Consider the following 19,421-nt stretch of genomic DNA (forward strand, 5'->3'; position numbering starts at 1 on the left):
GCCGAAGCCGAAGCCGAAGCCGAAGCCGAAGCCGAAGCCGAAGCCGAAGCCGAAGCCGAAGCCGAAGCCGAAGCCGAAGCCGAAGCCGAAGCCGAAGCCGAAGCCGAAGCCAAGCTTGAGCGGTTCAAGGAAAAAATTGCTGAGCGCAACACCAAGAAGCGGAGCGGTTTTTTGCCCGCTTTGCTGGGCGGCATACTGGCCGGAGCCATCGGCTTTACGGTTGGGGACAGCAATATGTTCTCATCCGACGGGTCAGATCAGATCGCCGCGTTAGAGGCCAAGCTGACCGAACAGGCCAGCCAGATTGAAGCCCTGACCACGTCGGTATCCGGAGGTTCGGAGCTGGCATCGAAGGTCGATGCGTTAACTGGACAACTGGCACCGATCACCGCTGAACTGGATACCGTTAAGTCCAGCCTTGCGGGATTGGCTGAAAAAATCGATCCGCTGACCGCCCGACTGGGCGAGCTTGAAGGCGGGGCCTTGACGCAGGGCGCGTCACCTGAAGCAACGGCTGCGTTTGAAGCAGAGTTGAAGAAGCTGCAGGAGTCTCTGGCCGCCCAGCGCGCAGAAGTTGAAAAGATGGTGGCAGATGCGCAGGCGCTTGAGGCGAAAGCCTCGGCCGAGGCGATGGCCGCGACAAACGCCGCGATCCTGTCCAAGCTGCGCGGTCAACTGGACGCGGGTCAGCCCTATTCGGACCTGATCGCCGAACTCTCGGCCGGTGGTGTTGATGTCCCCGAGGCATTGACTGCCCCTGCAGATAAGGGCGTTGCAACGCTCGCGGCGCTGCGCGAGACGTTTGAGCCGTCCGCGCGCGCGGCGCTTGCCGATGCACGAGAGGCCGACAAAGGCGTTGGGCTGGTTGCGTTCCTGCAGCGCCAGACAGGTGCACGTTCTGTGACGCCGCAGGATGGGGATGGCCCGGATGCAATCCTTTCTCGTGCGCAGGCCGCGCTGTCAGACGGTGATGTGGCCGGTGCGCTGAATGAACTCAAGTCCCTGCCGGAGGCGGCAAAGGCTGCGATGGCCGATTGGGAACAGGCGGCACAAGCGCGGGTCGCCGCGGTTGACGCCGCAGATGCGCTATCCTCTGGCGCGAACTCGAACTGAAGGACCTGCCATGCTGTGGTCACTTTTTAAGATTCTTGTTTTTGTAGCGATTGTCGGCTTGCTGGCTGTGGGCGCGGGCTTCCTGATGGAAACCAGCGGTGGCGTGCAGATCACCGCAGGTGGAATGGAATATACGCTGGGACCGTTGCAGTCGGTCATCGCGCTGGGCGTGATGGTTGTTGCGATCTGGCTGTTCTTCAAGCTGCTGACCCTGCTGATTGCCACGCTGAAATTCCTCAACGGTGACGAAACCGCGTTGTCGCGGTATTTCGACCGCAGCCGGGAACAGCGTGGCTATCAGGCATTGGCTGACGGGTTGATGGCGTTGGCCTCGGGTGAAGGCCGCGTTGCCATGAACAAGGCGACCAAGGCTGAAAAGCTATTGAACAAACCCGAACTGACGAACCTGCTGGTGGCGCAGGCCGCCGAAATGAACGGCGATACCAAGAAAGCGTCCGAGACGTATCGTAAGCTGGTCACAAATAACGCCACCCGCTTTGTGGGTGTGCGCGGTATCCTGAAACAGAAACTGGCCGAAGGCGATGATGACACCGCCCGCAAGCTTGCGGAAAAGGCACTGGCGATCAAACCGCGACATCAGGAAACGCAGGATATTCTGTTGGGACTGCAAACCAAGTCGCAGGATTGGGCCGGGGCCCGGTCAACCCTGACCGCCAAGTTGAAGGCCGGCCACTTGCCGCGTGATGTGTTCAAGCGACGCGATGCGGTTCTGGCATTGTCCGAGGCCAAGGGCATTTTGGATGAATCCGCAACGGTCGAACAGCGCGAACACGCGATTGAAGCCAACCGTCTGTCCCCTGATCTGGTGCCAGCGGCAGCAATGGCCGCGCGTGCTTATATCGAAAAGGGCAAGCCGCGTTCTGCGACCAAGATCCTCAAGAAAGCGTGGGAGGTTCAGCCGCATCCCGATCTGGCCCATGCCTTTGCCGAGATCGTTCCGGATGAATCCCCTGACGAGCGCATCAAGCGCTTTACCGCACTGACCCGTGTGCATCCCGAAGATATGGAAACCCGCCTGATCCTGGCCGAGCTGAACATCGTGGCCGAGGACTTTCCCGAAGCCCGGCGCGCGCTGGGCGATGTTGTCGAAAAACAGGCGGATGCGCGGGCTTATACTCTGATGGCTGCAATTGAGCGCGGAGAGGGTGCGTCGGACGCGGTCGTGCAGGGGTGGCTGGCCAAAGCTCTGAACGCGCCGCGCGGACCGCAATGGGTCTGCGACAACTGCCATGACATTCAGCCCGAATGGGCCCCTGTCTGCCAGAACTGCCACAGCTTTGACACGCTCAGTTGGCAAACACCGCAAACGCCCGAGATCGCCTCGGCCACCGGCGTTCACATGTTGCCGCTGATCGTCGGCGCGCTTGAGGACAAACCCGAGCCAGAGGTTGACGAGCCGGAAGAAGAGAGTGAGTCTGAGGTGATCGAAATGGAGGCCGAACCCGTACGCCCCGATATCGAGCCTGCAATCGAAGAAAAGGTCTGAGGGCGCGGTTCAACCGACTCTTCACAACCCTATCACCCTTCACGTGTCGCTGGGTAAATACGTCCAGCGGTACTTTGGCGGGGTCGGTCCCTTGTTTCGGCCACCCTGCTGAGTTTGTTCCCACGCATGTGCAAGAATGCCGACAGACCGGGACAGACAGAACAGGCCGCGCGCCAGAGGTGCGTCAAAGCCAAGCTCGGCATAGATCACCGCCGTGGCCCCGTCGATATTCATCGGAACGGGTTTGCCTTTGCGTCGGGCCAGTTCCCCTTCGATGTCAGTCGCAACGGCCTTGTAGCGACCATCACAGGCGCCTGCCTCAATCGCTTCGTCCACAAGGCTCATCAAACGCGGGGCGCGCGGATCGGTTGGGGTGTGATAGCGGTGACCGAACCCCGGCAGAATTTTTCCGTGCGCGGCGATCCAGTCATCCAGTGCCGGGCCAACGGCGGATGGGTGCGTGTTGACGAACTGATACAGGGATACGGCTTGCTCGCCAGCACCGCCGTGGATATCCCCCAGCATATTCACCGCGCTGGCCATGGCGTTGTTGAGCGGCAGGCCGCATGTCACCGCCATGCGCGCCGTTGCGATCGAAGGGGCTTGTGGCCCGTGATCCACGGCAGCAACCAAGGCGGCCTCGAACAATTTCAACTGTGCGGGCGATGGCCTGTCTCCGCGCACCATGAACCAGATCATTTCGGCGAAACCAAGGGTGCCGATCAGCTCCTGAATGGGATTGCCCCGCAGGTCTATTCGTCCGGGTTCCATGTCGATGATGGAAGTTGACCACCAGTCGGCGATATCGCTCATATGACCCCCTCCTTCACCAATGCGTTTATCTCGTCGCCACTCAGACCAAGCTCTGACCAGATCGCGGCATTATCCGCGCCCAGATCCGGCGGGGCGGTCCGGGGCATTCTGCGCTGACCGTCCATCACGACAGGGCTGCCGGTCAGTTTCAGGTCTTCGTTTTGAACTGGCAAAGATCCAATCAATCCGCGGCCAGTAAGCTGTTCGTCGGCCAGCGCTTCGGGCACGGTCATCACCTGCCCGGTTGGGACGCCAATCGCATTCAGCTCGCGAACCCATTCCCGGGCGGGTCGGGTACGCAGCGTGGCTTCCAGATCGTCCCTGAGGGTATGGCGGTTCCTCTTGCGATCTTCGCGCGTGGCATAGGCAGGGTTGCCCAGCAAATCGTCCCGCCCAAGGTGTCGGGCAAGCGCCTGCCATTGTTCGTCGCGGTTGGCCGCGATGTTGATCGGGTTATCCGCAGTGGCAAAGGTTCCTGACGGGGCGGATGTGGTGTTTTCGTTCCCATGCGCCCCCGGTGTGACACCCCCGATCAGGTAGTTCGACACCACCCAGCCCATGGTAGAGATCACCGCCTCGGACATTGCGACATCCAGAAACGCGCCGCGCGGCTGGGCGTTCAGGGCGGCACTGATTGCGAAGGCAGCCGTCAGCCCTCCGACAGTATCGGCCAGCGGGTAGCCGACGCGATAGGGCGCTGTATCGGCTGCTCCGGTGATCGACATGACGCCGCTGATACCCTGAACGATCTGGTCGTAGGCCGGGTCTTTTTTGCGCGGGCCGTCCTGCCCAAACCCGCTGATTGCGCAATAGATCAGGTTGGCGTTTTCAGCGCGCAGCACGTCATAGCCAAGACCAAGGCGGTCCATGACACCGGGCCGGAAGTTTTCGACCAGCACGTCGGCGGTTTGCACCAGTTTCTTCAGCAAGGCTTTGCCTTTGGCGGATTTCATATCCAGTGTGACGGATTTCTTATCCGCGTTTTGTGCAAGAAAGCTGATGCCCATCCCGGCCCTGTTGCGATCCGGGTCTGCCCCCAACACCCGAGCAAGGTCGCCACCCTGGGGACGTTCGACCTTGATCACCTCGGCCCCCATCAGGGCAAGCTGATAGCAGCAATACGGGCCCGCCAGAACATTCGTCAGGTCAAGAATCCGTATCCCTGCCAAAGGCTCAGTCGCCATCAGCGATACCGGCAGCCCGTGCCCGTGCGCGGCGTGCACGATAGCTGGGCAGCAGCACCAGCAGCGCGGCGATGACCAGCAGGCCCAGCGTCATGGGACGTTCCCAGATAAACGCGATTCCGTCATAGAGCTGCATGGACCTTGCAAAGTTGTCCTCCATCATTCCGCCAAGGATGAACCCGATCAGAAGCGGGGCCAGCGGATAATCGGCAAACTTCAAAGCCGTGGCACAGACGCCGAAACCAACAAGGATCAACAGCTCCGTTGCGTTGTTCTGGCCGATATAAGCCCCCATTAGGGTAAAGAACAAGATGAACGGTATCAGGTAGTTGCGTGGAACCGACAGGACCTTTGCGATGTACGGGATCAGCGGCAGGTTCAGGATCAACAGAACAAGGTTGCCGATGAACATCGACATGATCACCGCCCAAAAGATCTGAGGCTCGTCCAGCATCAGGCGCGGGCCGGGTGTCACGTTCAAGGCAATCAGCGCGCCCAGCAGGATCGCCGTTGTGCCCGATCCGGGAATGCCCAGAGTCAGCAGCGGAACGAAAGACCCGGTACAGGCCGCGTTGTTCGCCGTCTCCGGGGCTGCCAGACCCTTGATCGAGCCTTTGCCGAATTCTTCCTGTTCCTCTTTCGGGGCGATGTTGCGCTCGACGGCATAGCCAAGGAAGCTGGCGATGGTCGCACCGGCGCCGGGAAGAACACCGATAAAGAAGCCTTGCACGGATTGGCGGCCCACGACGGGTGCGATGGCTTTGGCTTCTTCCTTTGTGATGCGCAGGTCTTTGATCTCACCATCGTCGCCTTTCAGGTCTTTTGGCTTCAGGACCAGAAACAGCGCTTCGGGCAAGGCAAACATGGCCATGGCCAGCGTGATGAATCCAAAGCCCGATTGCAGGTCCATGATCCCCATGGTGAAACGGGGCAGGTTGAACAACGCACCTTCACCAACGGTTGCCATGATCAGCCCGAGGACGGTCATGATGACCGCTTTGGCGACTTGTCCGCTGCCGGCAAAGGCTGCGATGGCAGACAGACCGACAACCATAAGCGCGAAATACTCGGCCGAATGGAACAACAGCGCCACAGAAGACAGGGCAGGGGCAAACACCATTAGAAGCACAGCACCCAGCGTGCCGCCTGCGAAACTGGCGATCGCGGCGATTGTCAGTGCTTTGCCCGCTTTGCCTTGTCGCGCCATCGGGTAGCCATCGAAACTTGAGGCCACCGTCCCCGCGACCCCCGGCGCGTTCAGCAGGATCGAGGATGTCGAGCCACCAAAGATCGCGCCATAGTAAACCCCGGCCAGCAGGATCAGCGCGGCGGATGGGTCGCCCATCGAGATCGCAACCGGGATCATGATGGCAATGATCGACATCGGTCCAAGACCGGGCAACATCCCGATGAACGTGCCGATCAGACACCCCGCGATGACCATCAGAAGGTTTTGGATTGAGAATGCCGTTTGCAGGCCGATCAGAAGTCCTTCAAGCATGTCAGCCTCCGAAAATGCCCGGCAGCGGGCGCATGTAGATGCCAAGAACTTCCTGAACCAGATACCAGACCGCCCCTGTCGCGATGAAGGCAACAGGCAGCATGATATGCCACTTGCGCTCGCCCAGAATGAAAGAGCCGAGGATCAGGAAGGCCGAAGTGGAGATCAGGAAACCAACAGGACGCAGGCACAGGGCGTAAATCACCATCAAAGCCAGCAGCATCAGCGCCTGATCCAAGTGGTAATCACCCAGACGCCGGTAGTCGATGTCGGCTTCTTTGATCTCGGACTTTTCAAAGCCCAGCAGGATGATCGTTGTGGTGATGATCCCCAGAATGGACAGCACTTTGGGGAAGGTGCTTGGCCAGATGGGATTTCTTTGCATGAAAGGGGGAAGGCTACTGTCCATCGTGAACCAGGCGGCGTAGCCATATGTTAAACAAACACCCAGCAGAACGAGCGCGATCCAGCGATCCAACGCCATGATGCCCCCTCCTATTTTGTTGTCTTTGGGGAAGGCAGAGCGGCGGACCGCTCTGCCAATTTTCAGTTAGAGGAAGCCCAGCTTCTTCATCAGATCACCGATCTGCTGTTCCTGCTGCTCAAGGAATGTCTGGAAGTCAGCGCCCGAGTTGTGGATGTTCACCCAACCGTTGCGCGCCCGAACTTCTTCCCATTCAGGAGTGTCATACATCTTGGCGATTGCGTCTTGGTATGCCGCCAGCTTGTCTTCGGGCAGGCCGGGGGCTGCGAAGAAACCGCGCCAGTTGACGAAGGTGGTATCGATCCCCTGTTCCATCATGGTCATCGCATCAGGAGCGGCGTCAACGCGCTCTTCCGAGGTGACGCCGATGATTTTGACTTCGCCCGCGTTCGACAGGTCAACGGCTTCCGAGAAACCAGTCGACAGCGCCGCGATTTCTCCGGACAGAAGCGCTGCCATGGCTTTGCCGCCTGCGTCATACGGAATGTACTTCACGCCCAGAGCGTCTTTGCCTGCCGCTTCCATCACCATGGCTGCAACCAAGTGATCCATGCCGCCCGGAACCGAGCCACCGCCAATCGCTGTGGCCGAAGGGTCTGCGTCAAAGGCAGCCAGCAGATCGTCCATCGAGTTGATGGGGCTGTCCTTGCCTACAACAATCGCCGCATAGTCACCGATCGTGCCCGACACCAAAGTCAGGTCGCGGAAGTTATGCGGGAACACGCCGGTCAGCGAGCGGATCACGATGGGGGTCGAGTTGACCATCAGCGTACCGTGGTTGCTGTCGGCGTTTTCGATCAGAAAGCCGATGGCCTTGCCGCCGCCGCCACCTGACATGTTTTCGTAGGATGCGGTTCCGACCAGACCTGCGTTCGTCAGCGCTTCGCCCGTGCCGCGTGCCGTGCCGTCCCAGCCGCCGCCAGCGCCGCCGGGAATCAGAAAGTGGATACTGTCTACGACCTGATCTTCGGCCAGGGCCGGACCGGTCAGGGCCGGACCAGTCAGGCCAATGGCGGCCACAGCTGCGATTAGGGCGCGACGGCCCAGTTTGAATGTCGTCATGGTTTCCTCCCGTTTGACAACCGGCCGCATGGCGGCTCAGATTGGACGGAACAAAAACACACCAACCTGACATCAACCTGTCACGCGGAAAAATACTGGTTGAGCCTGATGAAATTTCTGCTTGTCGAAGACAATCTGGACCTGGCGAATGCGGTCAGTTCGCGCATGCGACTGGACGGTCATGTCATTGATCATGCAGCGAATTTGGAAGACGCGACCGCCTTTGTCGAAACCGAGGAATATGATTTGATCCTGCTGGACATCATGCTGCCGGATGGGGATGGCCGAGACTTTCTGAAACGGCACCGCGCCAGCCGCCTGGACACGCCGGTGATCGTTTTGACCGCGCGCAGTCAGGTTTCGGATCGAATCGGTTCGCTTGATCTGGGGGCAGATGACTACGTGACCAAGCCGTTTGATCATGCCGAGCTTGAGGCCCGCTGCCGCGCCGTCCTGCGCCGAAAATCCGGCAGCGCGAAATCCACGATCGAGATTGGCGGCGTCGTGTTTGATCCGGTAGCCGGACACTTGACCGTGGCCGGGGAAACCCTTTCGCTGCGAAATCGGGAACTGCGTATGATGGAGCTGTTCATCAACGCGCCGGGCCACGTGTTTTCGAAACAGAAACTCGCTGACAGGCTGTTTTCCTATGATGACAGCGTGACGGATAACGCGATCGAGGTGTATGTCGGTCGCCTGCGCAAACATCTTGAGCCTTCGGACCTGAAGATAACCACGTTGCGCGGTCTGGGGTACAGGTTGGACCATGACCACTAATCCCACTGTCTCAGGGTCGCTGAGAAACCGGCTGGTCCTGACCCTGATTGGAGGTGCGGCGGTTCTGGCTGTGTTGCTGTTCTTTGCGGTTCGGAACTATGCCGCGCAGGTGGCCCAACAAGGTCAGGACAACATCCTTGAGGCGTCCGTGACGTCCATTCTTGATGCTGCCGCGTTGCGGGATGGGGTGCTGGAAGTGGATATTCCCTATGCCGCGTTCTCGATGCTGACCACTCCGACCGATGACCGGGTGTTTTACGCCATCTATCAGGACGGGGCGTTTCTGTCGGGCTACGAAGACTTGCGGCTGGCAGCGGCCTCGGTCCAAAGCGACTGGTCCTTCACATCCGGCGAGTTGCGCGGGGAGCGCATTCGACAGGTCAGCGCAAGCCGAACACTTGTGGGGCTGGGGCGACAGACCGAAATCGAGGTCGTGCTTGGCCAGACGCAGGACGCGCTTTCACGGACCCTCGACCAGATCTCGCGCAATGCCGCATTTCTGGGTTTGGGTTTCTTTCTTCTGACGGCGGCGCTGTCTTTCTGGATCACCTCGACAACAATCGGACAGCTTAACAAGCTGACCACATCCGTCACGCGGCGGGGTCCTCAGGACCTGAGCCCTTTCAAAAAGCCCGTCCCACGGGAAATGGCGCCTTTGGTCATGTCTCTGAACTCTTTGATGGGGCGCTTGGATCAATCGCTCAGCCAGTCCGAGGATTTCATCGCCGAGGCCGCCCATCGTGTGCGTACCCCTTTGGCAACCGTCAGATCGTATGCCGAAGCGACGCTGCACCGTGTTGAGCGCAAGGAAAACCGCGAGGCATTGCGGGCGATGGTGCGGGCAATTGACGAAAGCTCGCGCGCGGCGGGGCAGCTTTTGGATCACGCCATGATCACGTTCCGCGCCGACCACCTTGTGCGAGAGGATGTGGACTTGGTCGAATTGATCCGTGACCTTGTTCAACGCCTGACGCCAATTGCGGAAATGAAGGAACTGTCATTGTCCATGACAGGTGATCCTTCGGTTCCCTATTCCGGCGATCCCATCCTGATCCAGAATGCGGTGCGAAACATGATCGACAACGCGTTGAAATACGCTCCGCTGGACAGCACGGTCGAGATCGAGATTAACGGAAAACCCGAAATCAAGGTGCGCGATTCCGGCCCCGGTTTTCTTCCCGAAGAGATCGAGACACTGACCCGCAGGTTCGAGCGCGGCAAAAACGCGGCGGGAACAATCGGCTCGGGTCTGGGGCTGACGATCGCGCAGGACGTGGCGATTGCACATGGCGGTACGCTTGTTCTGACAAACCAGCCATCGGGGGGCGCATGCGTTATCTTATCGCTCTAGTTCTGCTTGTCCTGCCCGGGTTCGGATGGGCCGAGGATTGGGAAGATCAACTGATCTTTAACGAAGGTGCAGACGGTCCGCGTCTGCGTGTCATCTCCAGCACGGATACGGTCTTGTTCGCCCCTCTGATTGATGGATTTGTCGCGCAAAACCCCAATATCAGTATCGAATATCTTGTATCAGGGACTGCGGATATCAATCAGCGCGTCCGCGCCACGCCGGATGCCTTCGATATTGTCGTTTCAAGCGCGATGGACCTGCAGCTAAAGCTGGCAAATGACGGGTTTGCCCTGCCGCTCAAGGATATCGAGACACCGCCATGGGCGCAGTGGCACCAAAGCCTGTTTGCTTTTACGACCGAACCCGCGGCCATCGTGATCAACCGCGCCGCGTTCGAGGGTCAGGACATTCCGCAGACGCGTCAGGGCCTGATCGAGGCACTGCGCAAGCGACCCGAAGAGTTTCGGGGCAGGATCGGAACCTATGATGTGCGCGACTCTGGTCTAGGTTATCTTTTTGCAACTCAGGACGCGCGCGCGTCCGAGACATTCTGGCGTCTGATGGAGGTCATGGGCGGCCTTGATGTGCGCCTGTATTGCTGTTCCGGCGAGATGATCAACGATCTTGCCGATGGTACAATTCTGGTGGCTTACAATGTCCTTGGCAGCTATGCCGCTGTTCGCGCCGAGCGCAAGGATGCCCTTGAAGTGATTTTTCCGACCGACTTCCAAACGATCATGATGCGCACCGCGCTGGTGTCCAAGGCGACACAGCAACCGGACGCGGCCGAGGCCTTTATCCGGTATCTGGTGGAAGAAAAACCTGTTGCTGAAGGCAGCCAGCTATCCCTTCCCCCGCTTACGTCGCAGGGCGAATCCACGGATCACGAGACAATCGGATTGAACCCCGCTTTGCTGACATTTCTGGATGACTTGAAACGAAAGAAGTTCCTGTCCGCCTGGGAGAACGCGGTCATTCAATAAGCCTGCCAGTGAAACAGGTACGTGCGAATGCATGACCTGTTTTCAGCCGTGCAGCCAATTGTCCCAATCAAATCCGTTTGCTAACGTCGCCCTCGCGTCGAGGAGGGCGCGCAAACCGAAATGCTGGACTATTCGCATAACGCCTGGCTTGTGGCGGCGTCGTTGGCCGTGGCGCTGATGGCGGGCTTCACTGGCCTCTACCTTACGCATGGGGCGTCCAAGCTGGATGATCAGAAGCGCAAGATTGTTGTCGCTCTGGCTGCGGTGGTTCTGGGCGGTGGGATATGGTCGATGCATTTCGTGGCGATGCTGGGCCTGCAACTGCCGATCCTGTTTTACTATGATGCGCTGATCACGCTGATCTCGGCTTTGGTGGCGATCCTTATGGTCGGTCTGGCGCTGCTGTTGCTGCATTTCCGGCCACGTTCGGTGCAGACGATTGTTGGCGCGGGCGTCATCGTCGGGCTTGGCATTGTGGTGATGCACTATATCGGCATGGCCGGGATGGAATTGTGCCGCCCGGTCTATAACGCCTGGGACATCGCGATCTCGACCTTGGCCTCTGTGGGGCTGTCGGTCGTGGCGATCTGGGTGGCTTATGACAACCGCACTCAGCGCAATATTCTGCTGGGTACGGCCTGTTTCGGGCTGGCCGTATTCACCATGCATTTCGTCGCCACCGGCTTGACGGATTTCGTGGCCAGCGACAGCGCCGGTGGCGCAGGTCCCGCGCTGAACAATCAAGTGTTGGCGATGGGCGTGACCGTCGCCGTGTTTTTGATCTGCGGGGCGTTCCTGCTGACCGGCGTCAGTTTCCTTGAGCCCGCTGTGGCGACCCCGACGTCTGCCGCACCCCCTGAACCCGAACCCGCAGCGCTACGGGCGGGTGTTCCGTTTGAACGCGAAGGCCAGACCTTTTTTGCCGAACCAGCCCGTATCGCGGCGATCCGCGCCGAAGGGCATTACACCGTATTGTACATGGGCGCAGAAAAACTGTTCTGCCCGTGGTCGATCACCGAGGCTGAAACCCGCCTGACCCCTGACGGCTTTCTGCGCGCCCATCGCAGCTATCTTGTGAATCCCAAACATGTCTCAAGTTTCGAGCGGCACAAGGACAACGGCACCTGTTATTTTGACGGTGTCGATGCCCTGAGCAAGGTTCCGGTTAGCCGGTCGCGCCTGTCGGACATTCGCGACGCGCTGGGGCTTTGATCGCAACTCGTGCAGCCCATTCGCATTTCGTGAAACAAGCGACGCGCCCCGTTCCCCTTGGCTGGAACGGCTGATGTGACCGTTCTTTCCTGAGTGCAGGTCCCCCAAGGCATATCGCTTCGGACCCAGGGAGGAAAAACATGATACCAGCCGGTTTTGAGTATCACCGGCCAGGCGATATCGCCTCGGCCATCGGCATTTTACAGGAACACGGAGACGAGGCGCGCGTGATCGCGGGCGGGCACAGCCTGATCCCGATGATGAAGCTGCGCATGGCCGAGATGGGCCATCTGGTCGATCTTCAGGCCATTGATGAGTTGAAGGGGATCGCTGTCGGGTCCGATACCGTGACGCTGGGCGCGATGGTTACTCAGCACGAGTTGATCACCCATGACGGTCTGGCCGCTGCCATTCCGCTGATCCGCGAGGCGGCGTTGCAGATCGCCGATCCGCAGGTGCGATATGTCGGCACCGTCGGCGGCAACGTGGCCAATGGCGATCCGGGCAATGACATGCCGGGACTGATGCAATGCCTGAACGCGACCTTTGAACTGTCCGGCCCCGATGGGTCACGCAGCGTGGCCGCCCGCGAGTTCTATGAGGCCGCCTATTTCACCGCGCGCGAGGATGAGGAAATCCTGACCCGTATCTCGATCCCGGTGCCCGGCGCGGGTGTCGGTCAGGCCTATGAAAAGCAAAAGCGCAAGATCGGGGATTATGCCACTGCTGCTGCCGCCGTGATGGTGGGCAACGGAACGGCCTCGGTCGCGATGACCAATTTGGCTGACACGCCAATCTGGTCCGAAGGCGCAAGCGCTGCGTTGGCGGATGGCGATGTGAATGGCTGCGTTGCCGCGATGTTGGATGCGATCGAACCTGTGGCCGACAATCGCGGCCCCGTCGAATTCAAGAAACATGTGGCAGGCGTCATGCTGCGCCGCGCCATCGACCGCGCGCAAAGCCGCGCGAGTTGAGGGGAGGATAAAATGTCGAAAATGCACGTCAAACTCACCGTGAACGGGCGCGAGGTCGAAGGACTGGCCGAGCCGCGCACGTTGCTGATCCACTTCCTGAGGGAAGATCTGAAAATCACCGGCCCTCATATCGGTTGTGAAACCAGCCATTGCGGGGCCTGCACCGTGGATATCGACGGCAAGTCCGTCAAATCCTGCACCACCTTCGTGGCGCAGGTGAACGGCGCCGATATCACCACGGTCGAAGGGCTTACCAATGATGATGGCAGCCTTGGTGTGTTGCAGGAAATGTTCCGCGAACATCACGGGCTACAATGCGGCTTCTGCACGCCGGGCATGATCACCCGCGCGCATCGTCTGTTGCAGGAAAACCCGAACCCGACCGAGGAAGAAATTCGTTTCGGTATGGCTGGGAACCTCTGCCGCTGCACCGGGTATCAGAACATCGTCAAGGCGATCTCAGCCTCGGCTGACTTGCTCAATGCACAGAAGGAGGCTGCGGAATGAACGACCAAACTTTGACCCCCGAAGAACGCGCCGCCAACCTCAAAGGCATGGGCAGCTCGCGCAAACGCGTCGAGGATGTGCGCTTTACCCAAGGCAAGGGCAATTATGTCGATGACATCAAGCTGGATGGCATGCTGTTCGGCGATTTTGTGCGCTCCCCCTATGCACATGCCCGCGTTGTCAGCGTGAACAAAGAGGCGGCACTGGCACTGCCCGGCGTGATCGCTGTTCTGACCGCCGAGGACCTGTCTCCGTTGGGCCTGCATTGGATGCCGACACTGGCGGGTGACAAGCAGATGGTGCTGGCTGATGGCAAGGTGCTGTTTCAAGGGCAAGAGGTTGCCTTTGTCGTGGCCGAGGATCGGTATATTGCCGCAGATGCCGCAGAACTGGTCGAGGTTGAGTACCAAGAACTGCCCGTTCTGACCGACCCGTTCGAGGCGCTGAAATCCGATGTCGTCCTGCGCGAAGACCTTGAGGGTCAGACCGAAGGTGCGCACGGGCCGCGCAAGCATCACAACCACATCTTCACCTGGGAACAGGGCGACAAAGACGCGACCGAGGCTATTCTGGCCGAGGCCGATGTGGTCGCCGAAGAGATGGTCTATTACCACCGCACCCATCCTTGCCCGCTTGAGACCTGCGGGTCGGTCGCGAGCATGGACAAGGTGACCGGCAAGCTGACGCTCTACGGTACGTTCCAAGCCCCGCACGCGATCCGGACGGTTGTCTCGCTGATCTCAGGCATTGCCGAGCACAATATCCGCGTGATCAGCCCCGATATCGGCGGCGGGTTCGGCAACAAGGTTGGGGCCTATGCGGGGTACGTCTGCTCGGTGGTTGCTTCGATCGTGACCGGCAAGCCGGTGAAATGGGTCGAGGACCGGATGGAGAACCTGATGTCCACCGCCTTTGCCCGCGACTACTGGATGCAGGGCAAGATCGCGGCCACCAAGGATGGTAAGATCACCGGTCTGTGGTGCCACACCACGGCAGATCACGGTGGCTTTGACGCCTGTGCCGACCCGACCAAGTTCCCGGCAGGGTTCATGAATATCTGCACCGGTTCTTATGACATCCCGACCGCTTATCTGGCCGTGGATGGGGTTTATACCAATAAGGCTCCGGGTGGGGTGGCCTATCGCTGTTCCTTCCGCGTGACCGAGGCCGCCTATTTCATCGAGCGCATGATCGAGGTTCTGGCCATCAAGCTGAACATGGATGCGGCCGAGCTGCGCCGGATCAACTTCATTAAGGCTGATCAGTTCCCCTATCAGTCGGCGCTGGGCTGGGAATATGACTCGGGCGATTATCACACCGCTTGGGACAAGGCGCTCAAGGCCGTTGACTACGAAGGTTTGCGCGCTGAACAGGCGCAGCGGGTCGAGGAGTTCAAAGCCGGTAAGACGCGCAAACTGCTGGGCATTGGCCTGACGCATTTCACTGAAATCGTTGGCGCTGGTCCGGTTAAGAACTGTGATATCCTCGGGCTGGGGATGTTCGACTCGTGCGAAATCCGCATTCACCCGACAGGGTCGGCCATCGCACGGCTGGGGACGATCTCTCAGGGACAGGGACATGCTACGACCTTTGCGCAGATCATCGCCAGCGAGATCGGGTTGCCTGCGGACGACATCACGTTGGAGGAAGGTGACACCGACACCGCGCCCTATGGGTTGGGGACCTATGGGTCCCGGTCCACGCCAGTCGCGGGGGCTGCAACGGCGATGGCCGCGCGCAAGATCCGCGCCAAGGCGCAGATGATCGCGGCCTATCTGCTGGAGGTCCATGATGACGATGTCGAATGGGATGTGGATAGGTTCTCGGTCAAGGGTGCGCCCGAGCGGTTCAAAACGATGAAGGAGATTGCCTTTGCCGCCTATAATCAGGCGATCCCGGGTCTGGAACCGGGGCTGGAGGCGGTCAGCTACTATGACCCGCCGAACATGACCTATCCATTCGGGGCCTATATCTGCGTCATGGAGATCGACGTGGATACCGGTGAGTGGGACGTTCGGAAGTTCTATGCGCTGGACGATTGCGGCACGCGGATCAACCCGATGATCATCGACGGGCAAGTTCATGGTGGTGTGACCGAAGCGTTGGCCATCGCGATGGGGCAGGAGATTGCCTATGACGAGATGGGCAATGTGAAGACCGGCACGCTGATGGACTTCTTCCTGCCGACCGCGTGGGAGACGCCGAACTATATCACCGACTACACGGTGACGCCGTCTCCGCATCATCCGATTGGTGCGAAAGGGGTTGGGGAAAGCCCGAATGTTGGGGGCGTGCCCTGTTTCTCGAACGCGGTGCATGATGCGTTCCGGCCCTTTGGGTTGGTGCAAAGCCACATGCCGCATGACCATTGGCGGATCTGGAAGATTGCCAACGGGTTGGGGATGCATGGGTGATTGGGTTCGGACCGGCTGGTGCCGGTCCGACCGAACGGAGGGGGCCAGCCCCCTCCGAACCTCCCCCGGGATATTTTTAGCCAGATGAAGAACGGATCCTGGTTTTGACTTTGAGTGATGTGCAGAACGGATTGGCCAAGCAGGGCTATGTTGCTGATGATCGGTTGGCGATGGCGTTGCATTTGGCGCAAGCGTTGGGGCGGCCTTTGCTGCTGGAGGGGCCCGCTGGGGTTGGTAAGACCGAGGTTGCCAAGGCGATGGCGGCGTGGCGGGATACGCGTTTGATCCGGTTGCAGTGTTATGAAGGGCTGGACGCCAGCCATGCCATCTATGAGTGGAATTATCAACGTCAGTTGTTGGCCATTCGTGCGAGTGAAGGGCAGGGTGGAACCAGCGAAGCGCAGTTGTTCTCAGACGAATATCTGCTCAAACGGCCATTGTTAGAGGCTATTGGGCAAGACACGCCTCCGGTCTTGCTGATTGATGAGATTGACCGGGCGGATGAGGAATTTGAAGCCTATCTTCTGGAAATCCTGTCAGACTTTCAGATCACGATTCCGGAATTGGGGACGATTGAGGCGCGGGTTCGGCCAATCGTGATCCTGACGGCAAACGGTACGCGTGACTTGTCGGATGCTCTGCGACGGCGGTGTCTTTACAGTTTTCTTGATTATCCGTCGCGCGAGACGGAGTTGGCAATTTTGCAGGCGCGTATGCCTGAGATCGAGGGCGCCCTGGCGCGGCAGATTGTCGGTGTGGTGCAGGCGCTTCGCAAAGAAGACTTTGAGAAGACGCCCGGCATTGCTGAGATGCTGGATTGGTCCGCGGCTTTGGCCGGATTGGGCGTAAACGATTTGACCAAGGCGCGGGACGAGGTTCAGGCAACGCTTGTCTGCTTGCTGAAAACCGCGGCTGACTATGATGCCGCCCCGCCCGAGGTGATGGATCGCTTGATTGGAAAGGTCGCGTAATGCAGATCACGCGATTTCCTTGCCGCGCCTCGGGGTTTGCGGATCGCATGTCCGGCTTTGTCGCGCATCTGAGGATGAATGGGATGCGTGTCGGGCCGAAGGAAACGGCGGGCGCTTTGAGCGCATTGTCCTTGATTGATGCCACGGATGCAGGGCAGGCCCGGCGTGCATTGTGCGCCGTTCTTGCCGGTGACGCCGATGACTGGCGGCGGTTTGATGACTTGTTCGACTCATACTGGTTCAATGTCGGGAAACAGAGGGAAGGGTCGGCCAAGTCGACTCATGTTCGCGTGCAGTCGGCCAAACCGATGATCTGGCAGCAACAGGGCAAGTCACGTGACGATGCGTTATCTGGACCAGATCAACCCACCACCCCTGATCCGGGCGAGGGGCAGGCCGAGGGGATGGACGGCAAACTGATTGCGAACCGAACGACCAACCTGTCGCGCCGGGATCTGCGCGAATTGATGGATGATGAGGCTCTAAATAGGGCGGAAAGGGCTGCAACGTCGATCGCCCGCGCTATCCGCGATCGCCGGTCGCGCAGGCGCAAGCAGGCGTCAAAGGGGCCAGCGCTGGACCTGCGACGCATACAGCGCGCCAGTCTTGCGCGGGGCGGAGAGCCGATGGACCTGTACCGTCGCACGCGCCCGCCGCGCCCGATGCGGATTGTTGCGTTATGCGATGTCAGCGGATCCATGACTGTCTATTCCCGCGTGTTCCTGGCCTTTTTGAAGGGGTTGATCGGCAGCGGCACGGAAGCGGACGCCTATCTGTTTCACACCCGCCTGATGCGCGTCACCGATGCGTTGCGCGACCACGATAGCTTGCGTGCAGCGGGGCGGTTGTCGATGATGGCCGAAGGGTTCGGGGGCGGTACCGATATCTCGGGCAGTTTGGAGCGGTTCATGTCAGGCTATGGTGCACGCGCGCTGAATGGTCGAACGATCGTGCTGATCCTGTCAGACGGGTATTGCAGTTCGGACCCGCAGGCGCTGGGTGCTGTTCTGGCGCGCATTCGGCGCAAGGCGCGGCGGATCGTGTGGCTGAACCCGTTGAAAGGGTGGGAAAACTACCAACCTATCGCGGCCGCGATGCAGGCGGCCGAGCCGCATCTGGATGCCCATCTTCCGGCCAATACGCTTGAGGCGCTTGCAGCGCTTGAACCGCAGTTCCGGAAATTGTGAAAGGAGCCCCATGGCAAATTTCGACATATTCGACACGATAGAAGAGCTTCGCCGGACAGGTGACGCGTTCTGTGTGGCAACGGTTTTACGAACGGCGGATGCGACCTCGGCCAAGGCGGGTGGAAAGGCGGCGATCACACGGGATGGGCAGATACTGGGCCATTTGGGTGGCGCCTGTGTTCAGCGGGCCGTCAGGACCTCGGCGCAGGATGCGCTGGCCAGCGGTGCCCCGCAGATGATCCGCATCAAACCTTCGGACAAGGTGGTGAACATGACGGACCCGGATGGCGTGCAGACATTCAAAAGCGGCTGTCCCTCGGGTGGAACGGTCGATTTGCTGGTGGAGCCTTATCAGCATGCGCCGCGTGTTGTGATTTTCGGAGGGTCGCCGATCGCGTCCGCCCTTGCCGATCACGCGGCGTTGGCTGGGTTTCGGGTCTGTGTCACCAATACCGGCGGTACGCATACCCAGTTTGAACCGGATTCGGTCAATGATCTGGGGCTTGAGGCCCGGGATTTCGTTGTTGTGGCGTCTCAGGGGCGGGGTGACGCTGTGGCGCTTGAGGCTGCTCTGAACACTCCGGCGCGCCGTGTTTCCATGGTGGCCAGCCGTCGCAAGGCGGACACGCTGGTCGATAAGCTGGTGGCAAATGGGCTGGACCCGGTGCGTGCGGGACAACTGAAATCCCCGGCCGGGTTGGATATCCACGCCATTGATCCGCATGAGATCGCCCTGTCGATCCTGGCCGAAATCGTCATGTGGCGGAACACGGACAAGACAAGAGAGGTGTCTGAGGATGAAAAACTTGCTTAAACGCGTACGGACACTGTGGCCGGCGCGCATCGAACAAACCCCCAAACAGGCAACGGAAACCGCACTTTTGGTTTTTCCGAAATGTTGTTGAACAAAGGAAATGTGAATGGAACTGTCTGACGAAATCCGCATCGCGGCCCCTCGGGATGTTGTATACAAGGCGTTGAATACGCCCGAAATTCTGCAGGAATGTATTCCCGGCTGCGAGGAATTGATCCAGCACTCCCCCGAGGAGCTTGAGGCCAAAGTGGTCCTGAAAATCGGCCCGGTCAAAGCGCGCTTTGCCGGACAGGTCACGTTGGACAACTCGAATGCGCCCGGTGGGTTTTCTTTGACCGGCGAGGGCAAAGGGGGCGCTGCTGGCTTTGCCAAGGGTGGGGCCGAAGTGACGCTGACTGAAGACGGGGCCGAGACAGTTCTGGCCTATACCGCCAAGGTCGATGTTGGCGGCAAGATCGCCCAACTCGGCAGCCGATTGATTGCTGGCACGGCCAAAAAGCTTTCTGGCAAGTTCTTCACCAAGTTTGGCGAGGTTGTATCGGAACAGGCCGTTTCCTGACCGAATTG

18 protein-coding genes are annotated in these 19,421 nt (G+C 59.6%); 13 read left to right on the forward strand and 5 right to left on the reverse strand.

The window, feature by feature from the left end:
* Together ACR0MS_RS19425 and ACR0MS_RS19430 are read left to right on the forward strand one after the other, a co-directional pair.
* Positions 1-1,113: COG4223 family protein (locus tag ACR0MS_RS19425; protein WP_480686342.1), on the forward strand; the 1,113-nt coding region annotated here is incomplete at its 5' end.
* Between the two features lie 10 nt (positions 1,114-1,123).
* Positions 1,124-2,620, forward strand: a complete 1,497-nt coding sequence (locus ACR0MS_RS19430; RefSeq protein WP_480577708.1) for a heme biosynthesis HemY N-terminal domain-containing protein — start codon at positions 1,124-1,126, stop codon at positions 2,618-2,620.
* A 39-nt stretch (positions 2,621-2,659) separates the two neighbouring features.
* Here ACR0MS_RS19430 and ACR0MS_RS19435 read toward each other — a convergent pair whose 3' ends face one another.
* The 5 genes from ACR0MS_RS19435 to ACR0MS_RS19455 all read right to left on the reverse strand — a co-directional run bounded on the left by ACR0MS_RS19435 (position 2,660) and on the right by ACR0MS_RS19455 (position 7,664).
* Entirely contained in the window at positions 2,660-3,433 is a 774-nt protein-coding gene (locus ACR0MS_RS19435) for a citryl-CoA lyase (RefSeq protein WP_480577705.1), read from the reverse strand.
* Positions 3,430-4,617, reverse strand: coding sequence for a CaiB/BaiF CoA transferase family protein (locus ACR0MS_RS19440; RefSeq protein ID WP_480577702.1), 1,188 nt, complete (start codon positions 4,615-4,617; stop codon positions 3,430-3,432). Before ACR0MS_RS19440 ends, ACR0MS_RS19435 begins: the two co-directional genes overlap by 4 nt.
* Positions 4,607-6,118 (reverse strand): tripartite tricarboxylate transporter permease, encoded by a 1,512-nt coding sequence (locus ACR0MS_RS19445; RefSeq protein ID WP_480577699.1) that lies wholly within the window; start codon positions 6,116-6,118, stop codon positions 4,607-4,609. The genes ACR0MS_RS19440 and ACR0MS_RS19445 overlap by 11 nt, the downstream gene beginning before the upstream one ends.
* Position 6,119: 1 nt before the next feature.
* Entirely contained in the window at positions 6,120-6,602 is a 483-nt protein-coding gene (locus tag ACR0MS_RS19450) for a tripartite tricarboxylate transporter TctB family protein (RefSeq protein ID WP_480577696.1), read from the reverse strand.
* A 66-nt stretch (positions 6,603-6,668) separates the two neighbouring features.
* Complete coding sequence (locus ACR0MS_RS19455; RefSeq protein ID WP_480577693.1) at positions 6,669-7,664, reverse strand: Bug family tripartite tricarboxylate transporter substrate binding protein; 996 nt, start codon at positions 7,662-7,664, stop codon at positions 6,669-6,671.
* Positions 7,665-7,772: 108 nt separating this feature from the next.
* Here ACR0MS_RS19455 and ACR0MS_RS19460 point away from each other — a divergent pair, with 108 nt between their 5' ends.
* The 11 genes from ACR0MS_RS19460 to ACR0MS_RS19510 all read left to right on the forward strand — a co-directional run bounded on the left by ACR0MS_RS19460 (position 7,773) and on the right by ACR0MS_RS19510 (position 19,413).
* Positions 7,773-8,441 carry a response regulator transcription factor gene (locus ACR0MS_RS19460; protein WP_171123996.1) on the forward strand — a complete coding sequence of 223 codons (669 nt, stop codon included), beginning with the start codon at positions 7,773-7,775 and terminating at the stop codon, positions 8,439-8,441.
* Entirely contained in the window at positions 8,431-9,792 is a 1,362-nt protein-coding gene (locus ACR0MS_RS19465; RefSeq protein WP_480577690.1) for a sensor histidine kinase, read from the forward strand. The genes ACR0MS_RS19460 and ACR0MS_RS19465 overlap by 11 nt, the downstream gene beginning before the upstream one ends.
* Positions 9,771-10,775, forward strand: a complete 1,005-nt coding sequence (locus tag ACR0MS_RS19470) for an ABC transporter substrate-binding protein (protein WP_480577686.1) — start codon at positions 9,771-9,773, stop codon at positions 10,773-10,775. Before ACR0MS_RS19465 ends, ACR0MS_RS19470 begins: the two co-directional genes overlap by 22 nt.
* 120 nt (positions 10,776-10,895) lie before the next feature.
* A complete protein-coding gene (locus tag ACR0MS_RS19475) occupies positions 10,896-11,987 on the forward strand; it encodes an MHYT domain-containing protein (RefSeq protein WP_480577683.1) in 1,092 nt (363 codons plus the stop codon).
* Positions 11,988-12,127: 140 nt separating this feature from the next.
* A complete protein-coding gene (locus tag ACR0MS_RS19480; protein ID WP_480577680.1) occupies positions 12,128-12,961 on the forward strand; it encodes an FAD binding domain-containing protein in 834 nt (277 codons plus the stop codon).
* A gap of 12 nt (positions 12,962-12,973) precedes the next feature.
* Positions 12,974-13,468, forward strand: a complete 495-nt coding sequence (locus ACR0MS_RS19485) for a (2Fe-2S)-binding protein (RefSeq protein WP_480577676.1) — start codon at positions 12,974-12,976, stop codon at positions 13,466-13,468.
* Positions 13,465-15,882, forward strand: coding sequence for an aerobic carbon-monoxide dehydrogenase large subunit (locus tag ACR0MS_RS19490; RefSeq protein WP_480577673.1), 2,418 nt, complete (start codon positions 13,465-13,467; stop codon positions 15,880-15,882). The genes ACR0MS_RS19485 and ACR0MS_RS19490 overlap by 4 nt, the downstream gene beginning before the upstream one ends.
* A 170-nt stretch (positions 15,883-16,052) precedes the next feature.
* Positions 16,053-16,853 carry an AAA family ATPase gene (locus ACR0MS_RS19495; protein WP_480577717.1) on the forward strand — a complete coding sequence of 267 codons (801 nt, stop codon included), beginning with the start codon at positions 16,053-16,055 and terminating at the stop codon, positions 16,851-16,853.
* Entirely contained in the window at positions 16,853-18,040 is a 1,188-nt protein-coding gene (locus tag ACR0MS_RS19500; RefSeq protein ID WP_480577670.1) for a vWA domain-containing protein, read from the forward strand. Before ACR0MS_RS19495 ends, ACR0MS_RS19500 begins: the two co-directional genes overlap by 1 nt.
* 10 nt (positions 18,041-18,050) lie before the next feature.
* Positions 18,051-18,854 (forward strand): XdhC family protein, encoded by an 804-nt coding sequence (locus ACR0MS_RS19505; protein ID WP_480577667.1) that lies wholly within the window; start codon positions 18,051-18,053, stop codon positions 18,852-18,854.
* 106 nt (positions 18,855-18,960) lie between these two features.
* Positions 18,961-19,413 (forward strand): SRPBCC family protein, encoded by a 453-nt coding sequence (locus ACR0MS_RS19510; RefSeq protein ID WP_171123979.1) that lies wholly within the window; start codon positions 18,961-18,963, stop codon positions 19,411-19,413.
* The last annotated feature ends 8 nt before the right edge of the window (positions 19,414-19,421 follow it).

It is taken from the genome of Ruegeria sp. CJ2 (assembly GCF_056536745.1).